The organism is Shewanella sp. SM21, assembly GCF_025654335.1.
GTDB lineage: Bacteria > Pseudomonadota > Gammaproteobacteria > Enterobacterales > Shewanellaceae > Shewanella > Shewanella oncorhynchi.
The window spans coordinates 207,798-227,249 of the sequence record NZ_JAKKRL010000006.1; the positions used below are offsets into that span (position 1 = coordinate 207,798).

Annotated in this window: 12 protein-coding genes and 7 tRNA genes; 4 read left to right on the top strand and 15 right to left on the bottom strand. The window is 44.0% G+C overall.

Features of this window, described 5'->3' with window-relative positions; genetic code table 11:
- Positions 1-120: 120 nt before the first annotated feature.
- Positions 121-984 (bottom strand): protease HtpX, encoded by an 864-nt coding sequence (htpX, locus tag L5L94_RS09985; protein WP_006082065.1) that lies wholly within the window; start codon positions 982-984, stop codon positions 121-123.
- A 435-nt stretch (positions 985-1,419) separates the two neighbouring features.
- Between htpX and pepE the strand changes: the two genes are divergently transcribed.
- Both pepE and L5L94_RS09995 read left to right on the top strand, forming a co-directional pair.
- Positions 1,420-2,133 carry a dipeptidase PepE gene (gene pepE / locus L5L94_RS09990; protein ID WP_028759644.1) on the top strand — a complete coding sequence of 238 codons (714 nt, stop codon included), beginning with the start codon at positions 1,420-1,422 and terminating at the stop codon, positions 2,131-2,133.
- A 452-nt stretch (positions 2,134-2,585) separates the two neighbouring features.
- Positions 2,586-4,169, top strand: coding sequence for a glucan biosynthesis protein G (locus L5L94_RS09995; protein WP_263163059.1), 1,584 nt, complete (start codon positions 2,586-2,588; stop codon positions 4,167-4,169).
- Positions 4,170-4,634: 465 nt separating this feature from the next.
- Here L5L94_RS09995 and L5L94_RS10000 read toward each other — a convergent pair.
- From L5L94_RS10000 to L5L94_RS10050, 11 genes are all read right to left on the bottom strand, one after another.
- A tRNA-Leu gene (locus tag L5L94_RS10000) sits at positions 4,635-4,721 on the bottom strand.
- Positions 4,722-4,858: 137 nt separating this feature from the next.
- Positions 4,859-4,945 (bottom strand) — tRNA-Leu (locus tag L5L94_RS10005).
- 49 nt (positions 4,946-4,994) lie between these two features.
- A tRNA-Cys gene (locus L5L94_RS10010) sits at positions 4,995-5,068 on the bottom strand.
- Between the two features lie 44 nt (positions 5,069-5,112).
- Positions 5,113-5,188 (bottom strand) — tRNA-Gly (locus L5L94_RS10015).
- A gap of 214 nt (positions 5,189-5,402) precedes the next feature.
- Positions 5,403-5,951, bottom strand: a complete 549-nt coding sequence (gene pgsA / locus L5L94_RS10020; RefSeq protein ID WP_028759642.1) for a CDP-diacylglycerol--glycerol-3-phosphate 3-phosphatidyltransferase — start codon at positions 5,949-5,951, stop codon at positions 5,403-5,405.
- Positions 5,952-5,998: 47 nt separating this feature from the next.
- Positions 5,999-7,828, bottom strand: coding sequence for an excinuclease ABC subunit UvrC (uvrC, locus tag L5L94_RS10025; RefSeq protein ID WP_263142449.1), 1,830 nt, complete (start codon positions 7,826-7,828; stop codon positions 5,999-6,001).
- A 103-nt stretch (positions 7,829-7,931) separates the two neighbouring features.
- Complete coding sequence (uvrY, locus tag L5L94_RS10030; RefSeq protein WP_006082070.1) at positions 7,932-8,576, bottom strand: UvrY/SirA/GacA family response regulator transcription factor; 645 nt, start codon at positions 8,574-8,576, stop codon at positions 7,932-7,934.
- 478 nt (positions 8,577-9,054) lie between these two features.
- Positions 9,055-9,145, bottom strand: a tRNA-Ser gene (locus L5L94_RS10035).
- Between the two features lie 657 nt (positions 9,146-9,802).
- Positions 9,803-9,893: transfer RNA gene (locus L5L94_RS10040), tRNA-Ser, on the bottom strand.
- Between the two features lie 178 nt (positions 9,894-10,071).
- Positions 10,072-12,069 carry a methyl-accepting chemotaxis protein gene (locus L5L94_RS10045; RefSeq protein ID WP_263162995.1) on the bottom strand — a complete coding sequence of 666 codons (1,998 nt, stop codon included), beginning with the start codon at positions 12,067-12,069 and terminating at the stop codon, positions 10,072-10,074.
- Positions 12,070-12,557: 488 nt separating this feature from the next.
- Positions 12,558-12,648: transfer RNA gene (locus L5L94_RS10050), tRNA-Ser, on the bottom strand.
- 221 nt (positions 12,649-12,869) lie between these two features.
- On the opposite strand from L5L94_RS10050, the gene L5L94_RS10055 reads away from it, so the two are divergent.
- Both L5L94_RS10055 and fabA read left to right on the top strand, forming a co-directional pair.
- Positions 12,870-14,603, top strand: coding sequence for an AAA family ATPase (locus L5L94_RS10055; RefSeq protein ID WP_263162997.1), 1,734 nt, complete (start codon positions 12,870-12,872; stop codon positions 14,601-14,603).
- A 74-nt stretch (positions 14,604-14,677) separates the two neighbouring features.
- Positions 14,678-15,193, top strand: coding sequence for a bifunctional 3-hydroxydecanoyl-ACP dehydratase/trans-2-decenoyl-ACP isomerase (fabA, locus tag L5L94_RS10060; protein WP_028759638.1), 516 nt, complete (start codon positions 14,678-14,680; stop codon positions 15,191-15,193).
- Between the two features lie 107 nt (positions 15,194-15,300).
- Here fabA and rmf read toward each other — a convergent pair whose 3' ends face one another.
- The 3 genes from rmf to L5L94_RS10075 all read right to left on the bottom strand — a co-directional run bounded on the left by rmf (position 15,301) and on the right by L5L94_RS10075 (position 19,451).
- Positions 15,301-15,477: a ribosome modulation factor gene (gene rmf, locus L5L94_RS10065; RefSeq protein ID WP_006082074.1), complete on the bottom strand. Its 177-nt coding sequence runs from the start codon at positions 15,475-15,477 to the stop codon at positions 15,301-15,303.
- 187 nt (positions 15,478-15,664) lie between these two features.
- Positions 15,665-17,497: a DUF3466 family protein gene (locus L5L94_RS10070; RefSeq protein WP_173497385.1), complete on the bottom strand. Its 1,833-nt coding sequence runs from the start codon at positions 17,495-17,497 to the stop codon at positions 15,665-15,667.
- A 28-nt stretch (positions 17,498-17,525) separates the two neighbouring features.
- Complete coding sequence (locus L5L94_RS10075) at positions 17,526-19,451, bottom strand: ABC transporter ATP-binding protein (protein WP_173497384.1); 1,926 nt, start codon at positions 19,449-19,451, stop codon at positions 17,526-17,528.
- Position 19,452 lies beyond the last annotated feature (1 nt).

A 19,452-nucleotide genomic window follows, 5' to 3' on the forward strand; every position in this document is an offset into this window, starting at 1 on the left:
AAAGTTTGAGCCCGATGTTAAAAGCCTTCAATCTAATATCAAGTGAGTCTTAAAGACTCAGATTTAACATTTAAGAGTTAAGAGTTAAGAGTTAAGAGTTAAGAGTTAACTCACTCTTTATTAGCTCGCTCTTAACGCAGCAATACGTTTCTCTAATGGAGGATGACTCATCATCATTTCCGCCATTGAACGTTTGCCGTTAATACCGAAGGCTGACATTTGTGCAGGCATTGCCGTACTTTCAGGGCCTTGGCGTAAACGCTCAAGCGCAGCAATCATCTTACCTTTACCCGCTAAACGTGCTGCACCTTCATCGGCTTTGTACTCACGAATACGTGAGAAGTAAGCGACGATAATTGAAGCCAAGATACCGAATAGCATATCCAGTACGAAAACAACGGCCATGTACGCGAACATACCTAAACCTTCGCCTTCTTCATCATTACTCGACACGAAGTTGTTGATAATGCCAGCAACCACACGAGCCGCGAAGATCACGAACGTGTTAACCACACCTTGGATCAGTGTCAAGGTCACCATGTCACCGTTAGCAACGTGGCTCACTTCGTGGGCTAATACGCCTTCAATTTCATCTTGGCTCATGCCATATAACAGACCCGTACTGACAGCCACTAATGAATTGTCTTTACTTGGACCAGTAGCGAACGCATTCATGTCAGGCGATTGATAAATAGCCACTTCTGGCATTTTAATCCCCGCTTGCTTAGCTTGACGGGCAACCGTCTCCACTAACCAACGTTCGGTACTGTCACGTGGGGTGGTGATGACTTCACAACCCATGGTCTTTTTCGCCATCCATTTTGAAATGGCTAAGCTGATAAAGGCCCCACCGAATCCAAAAATGGCAGCGAACACCAGCAGTCCACCCATAGTAGACGTGTTCACGCCTAGAATAGACATCACAATTGAGGCTACTAGCAACACAGCTAGGTTAGTCGCAATCAATAGAAATATACGCTTCATTTCAGCTCCTTTAGGGCAAGAATAGGCCATTTAACTTTGTTCAAAGACATAATATGTCCAAATCATCGAAATTCAAGTGGTAAAAGAAAAGAGTTTTTAAAATAGGTTATTTTTCTCGTATATAGACACTGCCTTTCATGGCCGAGAGTCTAGGGACAGTATATTAATCGAAACTTAAACTTATGCCCAAGCAACCTCAAGATACGAGTTTCATCGCGTTCTGAGAGCTTTAATTCAAGGCGCATCAATCTCTGACTTTTGCATTGATGCCACACAGAAGTAGAATGCCCAGAACGCTCCATCTTGGTGGGGATCACTATCTTGAAAAACACCACCGCTAGCCGTGCTATGGCGCAATTCTGCTTTAACTCTCTATGTTTATCGGAATTAATCTTTGTTAACATACCAATACACTCCGAGATTTCAGGATACAAAATGACAATCAACGCCCTACTACTGAGCAGCTCTCGTGTCGGTGATACGCCTTATCTTGCCCACGCGCTCCCTTTTATTAAACCGCTCACCGCCAACGCACAAAAATGGATTTTTATCCCCTATGCAGGGGTTAGCATGAGTTATGACACTTATTTAGCGTCTGTCGTGACTGGGCTAGCTGAGCTTGAACTCGATATCAGTGGCATTCATCAGCATCCAGACCCTAAACAAGCAATAAAAGATGCCGATGGAATTTTAATCGGTGGGGGTAACACCTTTCACCTGTTACACCAACTATATCATTATGATCTGGTCGCGCTTATTCGTGAGCAAGTCGCCCTTGGTAAACCTTATATCGGCTGGAGCGCGGGTTCAAACGTATCGGGACTGAGTATTCGCACCACTAATGATATGCCGATCATCGAACCGCCTTCGTTCAACGCATTAAACTTAGTGCCGTTCCAGCTCAATCCACACTATTCCAATTACCAAGCACCGGGCCACAATGGTGAAACCCGTGCCCAGCGGTTATTAGAATTCACTAAAGTCGACCCATTAACCCCAGTGATCGGCATAGTTGAAGGCTCAGCTTTGTGGCGACAAGGAGACACACTATCACTCTTAGGTGACAAACCTGCGTATTTATTCTGTGGTGAGCAGCAAGAGATCCTAATTCCTGTGGGCAGTGACCTATCGCACTTACTCAAGTCATAATATCCACGTTAGCATATCTAAATGGGCTCACAGTTAACACCGTGAGCCTGAATCACTCATTAGCAATAATTAAGATTAACCATTTGATATTGTAAGTTTTTAATTAACACTCTCGATTCAACTTCGCCAAGTTTGTATAAAATCGCCACTGAATTCAATGAGAACAGTGTTAGCTCAGCCAAGAGAGTTTTTACTGCAGTACCAATTGTGATTACTTATCGTAAAATCACACCGCAAAGTATTGAGAACGGCACCTAAAATAGCGCCAAGCATAATTTATGTTACAAATCTCTAGCTACGCAGGTAAAATTATCCCTCACCTCAGCTACTCGAATCCCACGACTGAGGATTTTATAGCAGACAAGTTATTAATATTTAGGGATTAGATAGACTGAAGCATATATTGTGCCTATGAATCAGCGTCATTTTAGTAAGGAGTTTCCATTTTGCGAATGAATCTTATGATGAATTACCCTACCGGTTATCCGGCATTACTCAAAAAACTACCTTTTGTCATCTTGACCGCCATCGTCTATGTCGTCGGCATAAACAACGTCAATGCCGCAGCGGCAGAGACAACACCAACGCCTGCACCAGAGAAGAAATCCAAAAAATTCTCCCAAGACACAGTCATTGAACTCGCTCAACAACTGTCGCAAAAACCATTTAAAGAAGCGAAAAAAGCACCTAAAGAACTGGTTGATCTCGATTTCGCGACCTATGGCAAAATCAATTACCAAGAAAATGCCGCGATTTGGGGCGGAACACCGACCAAATTTTCGGTGCAACTTTTTGCTCCAGGCTTTCTCTATAAAAACCTTGTCGATATCGACGTGGTCGAAAACAGCAAAGCTATTCCAATTGAGCTAACAGAAGCTTCATTCGATGTCCCTAACGACACCATTGAAAAACTCATCACTCAAGTGGGCCAATACGCGGGTGTGCGTTTACATTACCCTATCAATGATGATGAAATAAAAGATGAATTCATCATGTTTCAAGGTGCGAGCTATTTTCGCGTGCTCTCTAAAGGGCAAACCTATGGCTTGTCTAATCGTGGTTTAGCGATTGATGTCGCTCAGCCAAAAGGTGAAGAATATCCCCTGTTTAAGCGTTTCTGGGTCGAGCGTCCATCTAAATATCAGACGGCAATTGTGGTTCATGCTCTGCTAGATAGCCAAAGTGTCACTGGCGCCTATCGTTTTGGTATTTATCCCGGCGCACCATCACGTGTCGAAGTGGATGTAACCTTATTCCCACGCAAAGATATCCAGCATGTGGGTCTTGCACCGCTGACCTCTATGTTCCTCTTTGGCGGACTCGATAACTCAGATAAACCCGATTACCGCCCACAAGTACATAACTCCGACGGCCTACAAATCGATCGCGGTAATGGCGAGCGCCTATGGCGTCCATTAAATAATCCTAACAAACTGCAGATCAGTGCTTTTGGCGATGAAGATATAAAGGGATTTGGTCTTATACAGCGCCATCGTAAATTTGAAGACTATCAAGATCTGAGTGCAAACTATCAACTTCGACCTTCAGCATGGATTGAACCCCTCAATGATTGGGGCAAAGGCCAACTGGTGTTGCTTGAAATTCCCTCTAATGCTGAAACCAACGACAACATAGTTGCCTATTGGGAGCCGCAAGGCGGACTGAAAAAGGATCAGCCCTATAAATACTCCTATCGCATAACGGCCTCAAACGACAGCCCTTCTACGGCGTTAAAAGCACGTGTTGTCCGCAGTACTAAAGGGCAAGTGTTAGCAAAAGGCAAAGAATTACTTATCGATTTCAGTAACATCAAGCCGCAAGATATTGATAAAATTATCATCGATGCCAGCATCAGCAAAGGTAAAATCCTGTCGTCTCGGATTGTCACCCACCCGGACATCAATGGCGCTCGAGTATTTATCAGCTTCGAACCAGAAAGTACCAATGTAGCCGAACTGAGAATACAGCTTAAGAAAGACGATAAACCACTTGCAGCGACTTGGCTGTACCGCTGGAATAGCGATGATTGGCAATAAGCTGATATTCACTAATATCACTGTCTAACAAGCATAAACTGACCGAGTAAATGAATAAAAGCGCCAGTTTTTACTGGCGCTTTTTTATACCTAGGGTTTTATTTATAGGCTTACTATTTATAGGTTTTATCTCTAGCATAAATAGAACAAGCCAAGGCTAAAAACTCACGACCTGCTTTTCAGCAAACATAATCCCATACCTTATCGCTCGACTTCTCTGCCAGCATAACTACAGGCTTAATTCAAAATGACACTATCACTTAAAACGTAGCACTATTGTGTGCTTTTAGGGTTATTAGCCTCTCCTGATGTGCGTCGCCGCAAGGACCTCTGCGAACTAAAGTAAGCAGTACGTTAAGTGTGTCAGTCAAATTTGACCTTAAACCCCTCACGAAGAATGCCGACTAAAAGTAGAAATCTAAATGCAAAAAAGCCTCGATATAAATATCGAGGCTTTTTCTTTTTTGGTACCCGAGGCCAGACTTGAACTGGCACGCTGTTACCAGCGAGGGATTTTAAATCCCTTGTGTCTACCGATTCCACCACTCGGGCAAACGCTGAATATTAATGACGGGAATCATGTCAAAAATATTATTAACTCTACATCATTAACGCTTAACACTAATAAATCTATTTAATAAAGCCTATTGAAGATTCGGACTTTATTTTTACCATCACTATCAAAATAATGGTACCCGAGGCCAGACTTGAACTGGCACGCTGTTACCAGCGAGGGATTTTAAATCCCTTGTGTCTACCGATTCCACCACTCGGGCAAACTCTTGATATTAACGACGGGAATCGTGTCATTAATACTTTAATCTATGGAGGCGCGACCCGGAGTCGAACCGAGATCGACGGATTTGCAATCCGCAGCATAGCCATTCTGCCATCGCGCCATAGTTGCTAACTCATGTTGTGTAGAATTAGACTTTAAAAATATTGGAGCGACATATCGGGTTCGAACCGATGACCTATACCTTGGCAAGGTATCGCTCTACCAACTGAGCTAATGTCGCATCTTGTTTTACTATTCACTCAGATAAACAAAGCATTTCACTTTATTATCTAGCTAATATCAAACGTCAATATTTGGTAACGTTAAGACTTTGTTTTCACATTGCCTCTTGTCTACGGGGTGGCATTCTACCGATTTACCACCCAGTGTCAACCGCTGTTTTATCGATAACTTACTGCTTGCACACTAAATAATCTCTTTGATTTTTTATTGCACTATTCAGCGGTAAGATCTTTCCAAGCGGCTAAAATGTAACTCATCATTGACCAAAACGTTAATACAGCGGCGATATATAACAGTACAAATGCGGCATTAGTCATTAAAGGATTGTATTGCCAAATCAGCCCAATAATTGCCACCATTTGTGCAGCCGTCTTGTATTTACCAATCCAAGACACGGCGACAGTACCACGTTTACCAATTTCAGCCATCCATTCCCTCAACGCTGAAATGACAATCTCGCGACCTATCATAAACAGGGCGGGCAACGTCAGCCAGATATTCGCGTATTGATCGACCAACAAAACTAAAGCTGTAATCACCATCAACTTATCAGCGACTGGGTCAAGAAAAGCGCCAAAACGAGTTAATTGTTTCAATTTACGGGCAGCATAACCATCTAATGCATCCGTTAACGCCGCAAGCCAAAAGGTAAATGCGGCAACAAAAGGGGTCCAGTCATAGGGTAAATAAAACAGCACCACAAAAATGGGCAGTAAAAAAAGCCTGAAAAGAGTTAATGCTATAGGTAAGTTAAACGGCATGATCAAACCAGTTAGTCAAAAGCAGCGCCAATCTTGCCTTAATTTTATCACCCTCGCAATGCATCATGAATGGTTTGTGCCATTTCTATGCTGATCCCTGGTACTTTGACTAATTCCGCCACACTTGCACCTTTCACTTCCTGCAAGCCTCCTAAATGCTGTAACAAAGCTTTACGGCGTTTAGGACCAATACCTGGAATCGATTCCAGTGTTGAAGTATTACGGGTTTTCTGGCGACGGTTACGGTGGCCAGTGATTGCAAATCGATGGGATTCATCACGAATATGTTGGATAAGGTGCAGTGCTGGCGAATCCCCTTCGAGGGAAAAGCTGGTTTCGGTATCCCCTAAGATCAAGGTTTCAAGCCCAGGTTTACGGCCCTCACCTTTTGCCACCCCAATAAGCTGCGGTGCTTTATCCAAATGAACAAACTTTTCATCCACTATCTTTTGAGCAATACGCAACTGCCCTAGCCCACCATCAATAAACAAAATGTCAGGGATTTTACCGCCTGCCTCAATCTTATCGAAACGGCGGCTTACCGCTTGCTTCATTGCCGCGTAATCATCGCCCGGCGTAATACCCTCGATATTATAACGACGATATTCGCCTTTATGCGGCCCTTCGCGATTAAACACCACACAGGAGGCAACGGTGCTTTCCCCCATGGTATGACTGATATCGAAACATTCCATCCGCTGGATAGGCCCACTCAACTCTAAGATTTCTTCGAGTAACACAAAACGCTGTTCGACGGTGTTCTTATGGGATAGGCGCGTAACCACTGCATTCGTCGCATTGGTCACGGCTAAACGTAAGAAGCTCGCCCTGTCGGCGCGAACATTGGTCTTAATCGAAAACTTTTTATCTAGCGCCTCTGAAATTGCCGCTTCAAGTTCATGTAATTCTTCAAAATTATGGCTAATCACCACTTCTTTTGGAATAGTGCGTTGAATATCTGCATTTAAATAAAACTGTAGGATAAAGGAGCGTAGCACCTCATCCATATCAGTTTGGGCTGGCACTGAAGGATAATAACTACGACTGCCAAAAATTTTACCTTCGCGGATAAATAGCAGGTGGAAACAGGCGATGCCTGACGCATAATGCACCCCAATAACATCCATATCGCCTTTATTATTAGAGACTTCCTGTTGCTCGGCAACTTTACGCAGCGCCATGATCTGATCGCGAAATCGTGCAGCCTGTTCATAGGCTTGCTGCTCAGCCGCAAGTTCCATTTTATCAACCAAGGCGCTGATCACTTGCTGATCTTTCCCCTTTAAAAACAGGCTGGCTAATTTCACTTGCTCATCATAATCAGCGTTACTGACTTTGCCCACGCAGGGCGCGCTACAGCGAGACAGTTGATATTGCAAACAAGGGCGTGAGCGCGATTTGTAGTAAAGATCGTCACATTGACGAATAGGAAACAGCTTCTGCATCAAATGCAGGCTTTCACGCACAGCACCGCCATTGGGATAAGGACCAAAATAGTGGCCTTTTTCCCGCTGCGGACCACGATGATAGGCAAGCCTTGGGTGCTCATGCTGGCTTAATAAGATGTAAGGGTAAGATTTGTCATCACGCAACAACACATTGTATTTTGGCATGTATTGCTTGATGTAATCATTCTCAAGCAACAGAGCATCCGTTTCACTGTGGGTCAGCGTCACATCAATATGGTGAATATGTGAAACTAAGGCTTGGGTCTTAACATTACCGAGGTTTTTACGAAAATACGAGGTGAGCCGTTTTTTAAGATCTTTGGCTTTACCAACATAAATGACGTCATTTTTGACGTCATACATGCGATAAACCCCAGCAGAGGATGAAACAGTACGTAAGAAACTTTGGGCGTTAAATTCATTAGACATCATTCACACCCACAGTTTTGAAGACTTACCACAAACAACATAGGAACATGTAACCCAAGAACTCGCTAGATTAAAGTCATCGACCAACGCAATCCACTTTCCATTAAAAATGGCCAGCATCCAACATCTTATAGCGAATAGCTAACCGCGTTAGTTCGACATCACCACTGATCCCCAGCTTAGCAAATAAACGATAACGGTAACTGTTAACGGTTTTAGGACTTAAGTTCAGTTGCTCAGAAATATCGTTAACCTTCTCGCCATTGGTGATCATCAACATGATCTGTAACTCACGCTCGGACAAAGATTTAAACGGGTTTTCATCGGCAGGATTAAACTGGCTCAGCGCCATCTGTTGGGCAATTTCTGGGGACAAATAACGTTGTCCGCGAGAGACCTGACGTATCGCTTGCAATACTTCTGGTGGCGTTGCTCCTTTTGTTAAATAGCCCGAAGCGCCAGCCTGCATCACCTTACTTGGGAACGGATCTTCCGTGTGTACAGTTAATACAATAATTTTTGCATGGGGTTGATATCGTAAAATTTTTCGAGTGGCTTCCAATCCGCCCATCCCAGGCATATTCATATCCATTAAGATCACATCCGCTTCATTCTGGCGAGCCCACTGCACCGCAGTCTCACCATCAGGGGCTTCGCCCACGACTTTGATCCCACGTTCATCTTCCAAGATGCGGCGGATCCCAGTTCTCACAAGCTCATGATCGTCAACCAAATATATCGAAATCAACTTAACCCACCTTTTACAATTTACAGCTCGATCCGTGTGTTAGAAAAAGCAACATGGCAAACGGATAACGAGTTCATAAGGCTAATTTAGCCCAACAACCCCATTTCGCAAAGCATAAATTCAACATTGTTAACTAGATGATATTTAAAGGAAGGATTCCAGAATAGCATACCAATAAAAAGCGTTTAAAAACGAAGCAATAACCCCAGAATGACCAGCCTAAAATCCCTGTTAAATCGATATCAAAGTATCCAGAAAATATAGGCAATTTTTCAGTTCAAGAAAAACAAAAGGCCATCATTACTGTTAGCCTTTCACGTGAAAATAGCAGAAGAGATACGCTTAGAATCAGGAACCTAAGGTTTTTAAATAGCTTAAATGCAAAAAGGCGCAAGAACTGCGCTTAGAATGGAGAACCCTAGTTCAAATTTCGCACACAAAAAAGGCCATGAATAAACATGTCCTTTTTTGTAAAATATGGCGGAGGAGCAGGGATTTGAACCCTGGGTGGGCTATAAACCCACGCCGGTTTTCAAGACCGGTGCATTAAACCACTCTGCCACCCCTCCGAACGAGCGAGATAATAGCTATCTCTGTCGCCACTGTAAACTTAAATTTATGGTTAATAGCGTTGATTGACTATTTCATATTCACTTAAATCGAAAGCCGTGAACAACAAAGGGCTTAGGATGAGAAAACTGAAATGAAAATTGCACAAACAAGAAAGGCCATCATTACTGATGACCTTTCCCGTGAATATGGCAGAGGAGCTGCGCTTCAAATCAGGAACCCAAGGGTTCAAACGGTATGAATGCAAAGTGCCGCTAATTGCTTAGCGGCATTTTGACTAAATATGCCGCAGGAGCTGAACTTAGAATGAGGAACCTTAGTTCAAATTGCACGAACAAAAAAGGCCATCATTGCTGATGGCCTTTCCCGTGAATATGGTGCAGGAGCTGCGCTTCAAATCAGGAACCCAAGGGTTCAAACGGTATGAATGCAAAATGCCGCTAATTGCTTAGCGGCATTTTGACTAAATATGGCGGAGGAGCTGAACTTAGAATGAGGAACCTTAGTTCAAATTGCACAAACAAAAAAGACCATCATTACTGATGGCCTTTTCCGTGAATATAGCGGAGGAGCTGCGCTTCAAATCAGGAACCCAAGGGTTCAAACTATATGAATGCAAAATGCCGCTAATTGCTTAGCGGCATTTTGACTAAATATGGCGGAGGAGCAGGGATTTGAACCCTGGGTGGGCTATAAACCCACGCCGGTTTTCAAGACCGGTGCATTAAACCACTCTGCCACCCCTCCGAACGAGCGAGATAATAGCTATCAACTACTCTGCTGTAAACCCTTAATTTAAAGAAGCAATCTACATGGTCAATCTACATCCAATCCGCTTAAAAATATCGCGTTATTCAACTTATCTTTGACACCCTTGTCAGTTGAAGCGCCATTTTAAGGTGGCACACTTCACACTATATTAAGACTAAGCTCGATTGATATTGATTAAACGGTCAGATAGTTTCTGCATCTCAAGGCTTAACACATCAAGCGCCGTTGCATCGAGAGAGTTATCTTCACTGATGCTATTTATTCGCACCGCCAACTCATTAATTTCTTGAGTGACTTGGCTTTGCTGCTGAGCAGCTAACGCGATTTGTTGGGCACGCTGTGAAATATCATCGAAACTTTGTACGGTACTCGATAGAGAATTGGCAGCGCCCTCAGCCTCCGCAACCGCATGGACAGTGCGGGACTCCCCTGCTTGCATTGCTTGCACAGCGAGCCGCGAAGCCGATTGCAAAGCGTTAATCATGGTACTAATTTCGTTGGCCGAATCTTGAGTACGCCCCGCAAGGGTTCGAACTTCATCAGCAACGACTGCAAAACCGCGGCCCTGATCGCCCGCTCTAGCCGCCTCAATTGCCGCATTAAGAGCGAGCAAATTAGTCTGCTCAGAAATCGCCTTAATCACATCTAATACAGCGCCCACCTTTTGGCTGTCTTGGGCCAATTGGGATATCACCTTAGTTGCGTTGGCAATTTCTCCTGATAATGCCTCGATGGAAGTATTGCTGGCTGCAACACGGGTTTGCCCTTCTCGCACTACAATCAAAGACGATTGCGCAGTTGCAGCACAGTCATTGGTATTATTCGCGACTTCCATAGCGCTTGAAGACATTTGCGTTATCGCAGCGGCTAATTGTGCACTCTCCAGCCGCTGTTGCTCTGCGCGCTGAGCTAACTTACGGCTAAGTCCGCTTAATTGCGTTGCCTCAAATTGAATTTTCTTTGCTTCTTGAGTGATCAGATCTAACATTGCCCTTAACGTCCCTGCATAGGTGTTTACGGCTCGGCGCAAAGCGCCAATCTCATCATCTCGCTGAATTTGCAGCTCAACATTCGCCCCCACACTACCGCTCCCAAGGGAAGCAATTTGATCTGTGGTTTCCTCAAGTTGCGCCAACAGTTTTTTACCCGATAACCAAGCCAGAGAAAGTAAAATGGCGAGTAATGGTAATAAAAACAATAAAATATCAAATGTTAGCTCACGGGCAAGCCCTGTGACTCGCGTTTTAGGCGTCACAAGGCCAATCACCCATCCGGTATCAGGCATCACAAAAAGACTCACCTCACTCGCCTGATTAAGTCTTCCATCCTTATTTAAGCTTACAGAGACCACTTTGTTGATTGAGGTTTGCTTAAGTGCAGCTTCAACGGGGGCAAGCCAAGGTAACTGCCTGACGAGATCCGTAAAACGCAACATAGTGTCGGACTTATTCGTTTCAGGAAAATGTAAGATATTACCCGCTTGGTCTAAAGCAAAAGCATAACCGTCAGTCACATTGCCATGTTCTGTTAAAAATTTGGCTAAATCATCAAGTTTTAAATCTATCGTTGCGACCCCTGCAAATGTCCCCGTGAGACGATATGGCACACTGCATGTCACCATAGCCACCTTTGTAACCGGATCTTGATAAGCCTCTGACCATAAACATTGAGATACTGAGCTAGTCCGCGCGCCCGTATACCAAGGATCATTATGATACCCAGGGCCAGATGGCGCATTATAGTCATCCGAATATGCCAGTAGATTATCGCTACCACGGGCCCAGAAAAAACTGTGGCGGATACTCCCAGCGACGAATTTATTTGGCTCAGGCCAGATCCCACCGCCAGCAATAGTGAGATCGCCATTGTTATCAATTAGATTAGGTAAAGAATTAAGATAAAGAGCTTGCTCGTGGGGCAACACTTCGGCGAGGTGTGCAAGGCTTAAAGTAATCCCCTCAATGCTTGCCAACTTAAGGGCGAGTTGCCTTACGATACTGCTACCCGTTTGCTCAATTAACTCTTGACTCGCCGCCACCACTCGAGGCTGCCCTCGAAGTGACATCACACCAAAAACCGCGAGCCCGGTCAGTAGAAGCAGCACTACACTGCCCATTGTGAGCTGCTGCGAAATACGTGTAGGTAACAACATAGCTTTCTCTACTTAAAATAAGTCACCCAGATGGGAGAATTGTTCGGCCGTATGGTCCAAGACTGTCGAGAATCATACGTCGCACCATCCTAGTGCAAATTTTAAAGGCCATAAAAACCATTAACTTGGCCACAAACTTAGTGTAGACCATAAATGAGAAGCGCGGATAAAAAAGGCCATCATTACTGATGGCCTTTCTCGTGAATATGGCAGAGGAGCTGCGCTTCAAATCAGGAACCCAAGGGTTCAAACTGTATGAATGCAAAAAGCCGCTAATTGCTTAGCGGCTTTTTGACTTAATATGACGTAGGAGCTGAGCTTAGAATAAGGAACCTTGGTTCAAATTACACAAACAAAAAAGGCCATCATTACTGATGGCCTTTTTTGTAAATATAGCGGAGGAGATGCGCTTCAAATCAGGAACCAAAGGGTTCAAACTGTATAAATGCAAAAATCCGCTAATTGCTTAGCGGATTTTTGACTAAATATGGCGGAGGAGCAGGGATTTGAACCCTGGGTGGGCTATAAACCCACGCCGGTTTTCAAGACCGGTGCATTAAACCACTCTGCCACCCCTCCGAACGCCGAAAATAATATAAGTATACCGCTAACTTGTAAACCTCAATTTTTAAATATCGAGTCAAATGCTCAACTTATGTTCACCCCGATGTTTTTTACAACAAATACATGCCCAGTTTCAACGAATAATCGAGTAAACAGACGTAAAAAGACCTATACAGTGAGAGACTTGTCGTCTTGGTATGGTAAAATCACTGCAACTTTTCACGGTAAATGCTTATATGAATTCACTCTTGATACCCACGTCTTCACTCGCACCTGAATTTAGCCTGCCAACCCTTCCCGAAACGGCTGACAATCTAAGCGCATTACTCTTAGGACAAGAGCGTGCTGTGGATGCGTTTAAACTCCACCAAGCTATTGTCGATCAGCACTTGTATCTGGCTGATTTCCCGAGCATTGACCGCCAGTTAATGATCCAAGCCTGTATTGATAGCCTAGCGCCGTTATCTCCAGCTTATTTAGTGGCAACACGCCCGACTGACAAAGCGGCAACATTTCAGTGGCAATCAGAGAAACCACTAGAAAATCAGATCAGTATTGCCGAAAAAACGACTCGCTATCGCTACCTCAGTGGCAATATTCGCCGTGTAGACCTCATTGGCCGTATGGCACAAACAGGAACAATAAGTCAGTATCAAGCTGGTGCTCTGGCCGAATGTCATTATGTATTTATTTGCGCCGAGTCACTGTGGAAACGTGAAGGTTTATGGGAATTAGTGATGCAAATCCTCACTCATAAAGCGTATCAGATTAGCAATAACTTAAGTCCTATCCCGCTCAATTGTAAAATTGTCCTTATCGGTGCAGGAATGATTTATAGCCAAGTCAGAACTGAGGATTGGCAATTTCAACGTCACTTTACCCTACTAGCAGAACTCGCTAGCGAAATCGACTTGGTCCGTTATACAGAGTCACAATACGTCGCATGGTTGCAAGCGGTTGCACAAAGTGTCGAGGTCACTCTAGAACAATCAAGCCTAGCGCCACTTTTTCGTTATAGTGCACGGTTAACCGAACATCAGCGCCGCCTCAGTTTGTCTATGCTCGAGTTTGCCCAACTGATGGTACAAGCTAAAGCCTATTGTGGTAAACCGAGTATCAATGCGAGCAGTATTGAGCTCGCGTTAGCCCAAGCCAACTATCGTCATAACAGCTCGGAAGAATATTCAGGTCAAAGCTTCGATGACAACTTCATAAATCTGCCAACTTCGGGTGCTATGGTTGGTCAGATCAATGGCTTAACTGTCATTGATGCCATCGATTATAGTTATGGTGAGCCAGCGCGGATCACGGCATCTGTTCACTATGGTGATGGTGAAGTCGCCGATATCGAAAGAAAATCTGAACTTGGTGGCAATATACATGCCAAAGGAATGATGATCCTTTCTGCCTGCTTGTACCGTATCTTTGGGCGAGATGCACCATTACACCTAAATGCCAATATTGTTTTCGAACAATCCTATCAAGAAATTGATGGTGATAGCGCATCACTCGCCGAATACTGCTGTTTGATGTCAGCGATTGCCGAACAACCCATTATTCAGTCACTGGCAATAACGGGTGCATTGGATCAATTTGGTAATGTGCAAGCGATTGGTGGCATCAACGAGAAAATTGAAGGCTTTTTTAATCTGTGTGAACGTCGTGGTCTCACGGGAGAACAAGGCGTTATTATGCCCAAGTCGAACGTGTTACAGCTTAACCTCAATCCCAAAGTGATTACAGCTGTAGGCAAAGGCTTATTTCACCTCTATGCAATCGAGCATATGGACCAAGCTGTTGAGCTATTAATGCAAATGCCTGCGGGTGTAGCCGATGAAGATAATGATTTTCCACATGATTCATTATACGGCCTTGTGCAGGAACGATTAGACAAGCTCGCAGGAAATGGCGAGGAGGAAATCGGCATAATCACGAGATTACTCGCAAAATTGGGATTTTTTCGCCGCTAATTAGCTGATCGGAGTTGTTTAGCTTACACGTGTTCGCTAATCTTGGCGGCTCTTATTGCTGGAGTAGTAAAACAATGAACAAAGCAAACAGTTTCAATAAAGAAGAACTCATCGCCTGTGGCCATGGGAAATTATTTGGTCCAAACTCACCTCGTCTGCCTGTCGATAACATGCTGATGATAGATAGAATCGTTACTATCAATGATAATGGCGGTGAGTTTGGCAAAGGTGAAATTGTCGCTGAACTCGATATTAATCCAGACTTATGGTTTTTTGACTGCCACTTTATTACCGACCCGGTAATGCCTGGCTGTTTAGGGCTTGATGCCATGTGGCAACTCGTTGGCTTCTATTTAGGCTGGGAAGGCGCAGAAGGCAAAGGGCGTGCTCTGGGTGTAGGTGAAGTAAAGTTTACTGGTCAAGTATTACCAGGCGCTAAGAAAGTCACTTATAAACTCAATATCAAGCGTACTATTCACCGTAAACTGGTGATGGGTATTGCCGATGCAATCCTTGAAGTTGATGGCCGTCAAATCTACAGTGCAACCGATCTTAAAGTCGGTGTCTTTAGCGATACGTCTACATTCTGATCAGTCTTACTCCAATACACTGAAGATATAAAAATGCCCTCATCTGAGGGCAATATGCTGCATTACTTTGCTTGTTCTGGGCTATTTAATTAATGAGTAAAACTCAATTATTTATTAAATAGCCCATTAACTCGGCCATCCACACCTTCACGCCAACCGCCTAACCACTGCGATCGCGAATCAAGATTTGCATATGGACAGAGCTCCTTAGAGCGTCCACCAACCCCAGCTTGGAATCCTTTTGAAAAAGCTCTGTCTAAACGATCTCGTTTTTGTCTTTTCATGCAAGCGTCCTCTGTTCTACATAAAATAGAAGCAAAAGCTTCACCCATAGAAATAGTGCTTTTTGACGCCAAGATCAATCAAAAAATCGGCTATTATACTGACTATTTATTAAACTATTGAGATCTTAGCGAAAAAAAATCGAGGCATTTCGCCTCGATTTTTTTAGTCTGAATTGAAGCTTAAAACTTAACGAATTCGACGACGGAACCACACCAATGGCAAGGCAAATAACCAAGCTAACGTTGCTGCACCAGAACGCTCAAAATTACCGGTATCGGTACTATCTTCAACAGTACAAGCTTCACCACTGGTAGCCGGTTTAAGTACAACCATACGTGGAACATAAGCCGTTACAGGCTCGCCACTACCACTCAGCTCAAATAGCGGTAAGCCATTTTCACCAATAACTATGTTGCCATCTTTATCAAATTGATAAGAAGGTTTACGAATAAAAGCCGTACCTACGATAGTGCCATCTTCATTGATACTCGTACCTTCAACCACTAAAATATCAGCGTTATATTGAAGAATTTTACCCGAGCCATCCTGAACTTCGACCTGATGACGTGCCCAGCTACCATCGTTTGATTTTTCATACCCCTTAGACTCGCAGGTCAGCAATTTATTGATATTGCTAAACTCACCCGTCGACTTCTCATACAGGAAACCCGCTTTGGGGCGTGGCTTCTCTTTATCGTAAGTCGTTTCAACGTAACCAACTACTTGACCTTTATTGTTAATATCCTTGGGTTTACTCGAAAGATCCGTTGCCGTTGAGGCAAAATCATTAGGGGTTACATAGCCAACATCGGGTGTATTAGTATCAAAATAGAAAAACTTGTCGCGTAAATAACCTTGAATATAGCTACGATAACTACCGACAAGAATACCACTATCATTGATGTCATAGGCAATGGAACTTGAAATCGATTCGCCCATTGGGATCCAGTGGTATTTATAATTACCTTCGGCATCCTTAGCCCAATAAGCCGCATCTTGGTGCAACTTATCTGTATTGTTGTTACGATAAACGTGCGAACGACCAACAACCACGCCGTTATCATTCACGCCGAGCGCCTGAGCAGTAAAGGTTAAGGTGTTATCAGCTTTAGGCGTTAACCCTAAAGGCAACTCAATTCCCGTAGCGATATTATTGTCGATTTGCCATACATAGGCACGCGTCTGGTACTGAATGTTACGCGTACCCGTAGAGTTCGGATATTGCTCACGTTGTACACAAACATCCAATGGCAAAGTATTATCCGAGCCTAAACAATAATTAACACGATCACTACCATATTTACTGATAGCAGTACTGGCATAACCAGCCACTAAGTTATTATTATTAATAGCTGTAGCAGCAGACCATCCACCTAACTCTGCGGTTTTAGTCTTATCAGCATTAACAAATTGCGTGTAGGGAGGAACTAATGGAATTTCAGTGCTCCCCACTTTTACAACACCGCGGAACTCATAGTCGCGGTAATACCAATAATCATCGGTAACATCAGTAGTTGCAGTGTTCTCTGTTTTCTTTTCAGGCGCAGTCATGCTGCCCACTTTAATACCGGCATCATTAATACCGTAATAAAAGGTATCAACAGAGTTAATCACAGCAGTATCATTTGGCGGTGTAGTACCATTAATGCTGTCGAATGTCGGTAACCAAGCCCCAGCTGCACCATTTTCTGCAGCAATAAAAGCAAAGTTATTTGCAACAATGGCAGCGGTAATAGAATAAGTAATGGTTTCTTCTGGTGCGATACCGTCGGCAACATCAATCACGCCGCCTTCGACATCTGAACTGCTGAGTTTTTTCTTACCCTTTGAAATACCGACTAATTCACCACTAGCATTCACACCTAAAGCATAACCGTTACGAGTGCCTTCAAGCGTGCCCTGCAGGTCATAATTATCGATGTTAACGATTTCATAGACAGGTGCAGCATGGGCACTGTTTAATACACCAAGGACACCTAAGGCAACCAAGGAAAGGGCTTTATCCAACTTTGACTTCATTAATTCTATTCCCATTTTTATTATTGGTTTACTTCAGTGACTCAAGCTCTTCCCAACGCTCGAAGCAAACTTCCAATTGCTTTTCTTTATCAGCCAACTGACTCAATACCTGATTGACTTTATCCTGCGCCTGACTATAAAAGTCTGAATGTCCAATAGTGGTCTGCAATGCGAGAATTTCTGCCTCCAATTGCTCCATCACATTAGGTAGCGACTCTAACTCACGCTGTAGCTTATACGACAGTTTTTTTACCGCTTTCACAGGTTCTGCAGTTTTAACTTCAACGGGTTTAGTTTCAACCGCAGGAGCTTCGACCGCCTTTTGCGAACTAGGTTCCTCAGAATAAAACTTTGCCCCTTGGTTCACGGCATCTTGATAACCACCTACATACTCGCTCCAATGGCCATTACCCGCATACCACCAGCTACTGGTCACAGTATTGTCGATAAATGCCCTATCATGGCTCACTAGCAACAACGTACCTTGGTATTCAGTGAGCAACGACTCTAGCAATTCTAAGGTCTCAATATCAAGATCGTTAGTTGGCTCATCGAGAATGATTAAGTTTGCAGGGCGAATTAATAACTTAGCCAATAACAAACGGTTCTTTTCACCACCCGACAGCGCTTTCACTGGCGTTCTGGCGCGCATAGGCGAGAACAAGAAGTCCTGCAAATAACTTAATATGTGGCGGTCTTGACCATTGATCGTGATGGTCTTCTTACCTTCACCAACGTTATCTTCAACGGTTTGCTCAGGATCTAACGCTTCGCGATATTGGTCGAAATAGGCGATTTCTAACTTAGTACCAACTTTAATTTCGCCCGATTGCGGTTGCAGTTTCTCGATTAACAGCTTGATCAAGGTTGATTTACCACAACCGTTTGGCCCAATCAGCGCAATACGGTCACCACGGATAACCGTCGTATTAAAGTTTTTAACCAGATTTTTATCGGGCAGATTGAAGTTAAGATCGGTCACATCAAAGACTAACTTACCAGAACGTTCAGTATCCGATACTGCCATTTTAGCATTGCCTTGACGATTCAGACGTTCACTTCGCTCTTCACGTAAAGCCTTAAGTGCGCGAACTCGACCTTCGTTACGGGTACGTCTGGCTTTAACACCTTGACGGATCCATACTTCTTCATCGGCGAGACGCTTGTCAAACAAGGCATTTTTCTCGGCTTCGACGCGCAACCATTCTTGCTTACCATCAAGATACATTTGATAGTTGCCCGGCCATGAGGTCACCACACCACGGTCTAAATCGACAATCCGCGTCGCCATACGGGCAATAAAGCCCCTATCGTGGCTGATAAAGACGATAGCGCCTTGATAATCGAGTAAAAACTTTTCAAGCCACTCGATAGTGTCTATGTCTAAATGGTTGGTCGGTTCATCAAGTAACAACAGATCTGGCTCGCTCACCAGTGCTCTGGCTAACGCCACTTTACGCTGCCAACCACCCGATAACTCGCTCAAGGATTTGTCAGGATCGAGTCCTAATAATTCGCAGTTTTGTTGGATGCGAGAATCTAGCTGCCATCCATTATAGTGGTCTAAGGTTTCTTGCAGACCTTGCATTTCATTCAGCATACGATCCATTTGCTCAGGATCGGCATGGGCCACATCGTGGGACAGTTGATGATAACGCTCAAGCGCCTCGCCCACTTCCTTTAATCCCGCAGCAATATAAGCGTATACCGTGCCTTGCTCAGCCTTTGGCGGATCTTGTTGTAGACGGCTAACGGTCACATTACCAGCGATGTTGAATTCGCCTTCATCCAGCAGTACATCACCAGATAACACTTTTAATAAACTCGACTTGCCAGCACCATTACGGCCAACAATACACACGCGCTCACCGCGTTGAATAGTAAAATCCGCTTTTTGTAACAACGGAGTGTAACCATAGGCTAAAGAGCCACTATTGATACGAACCAGACTCAAA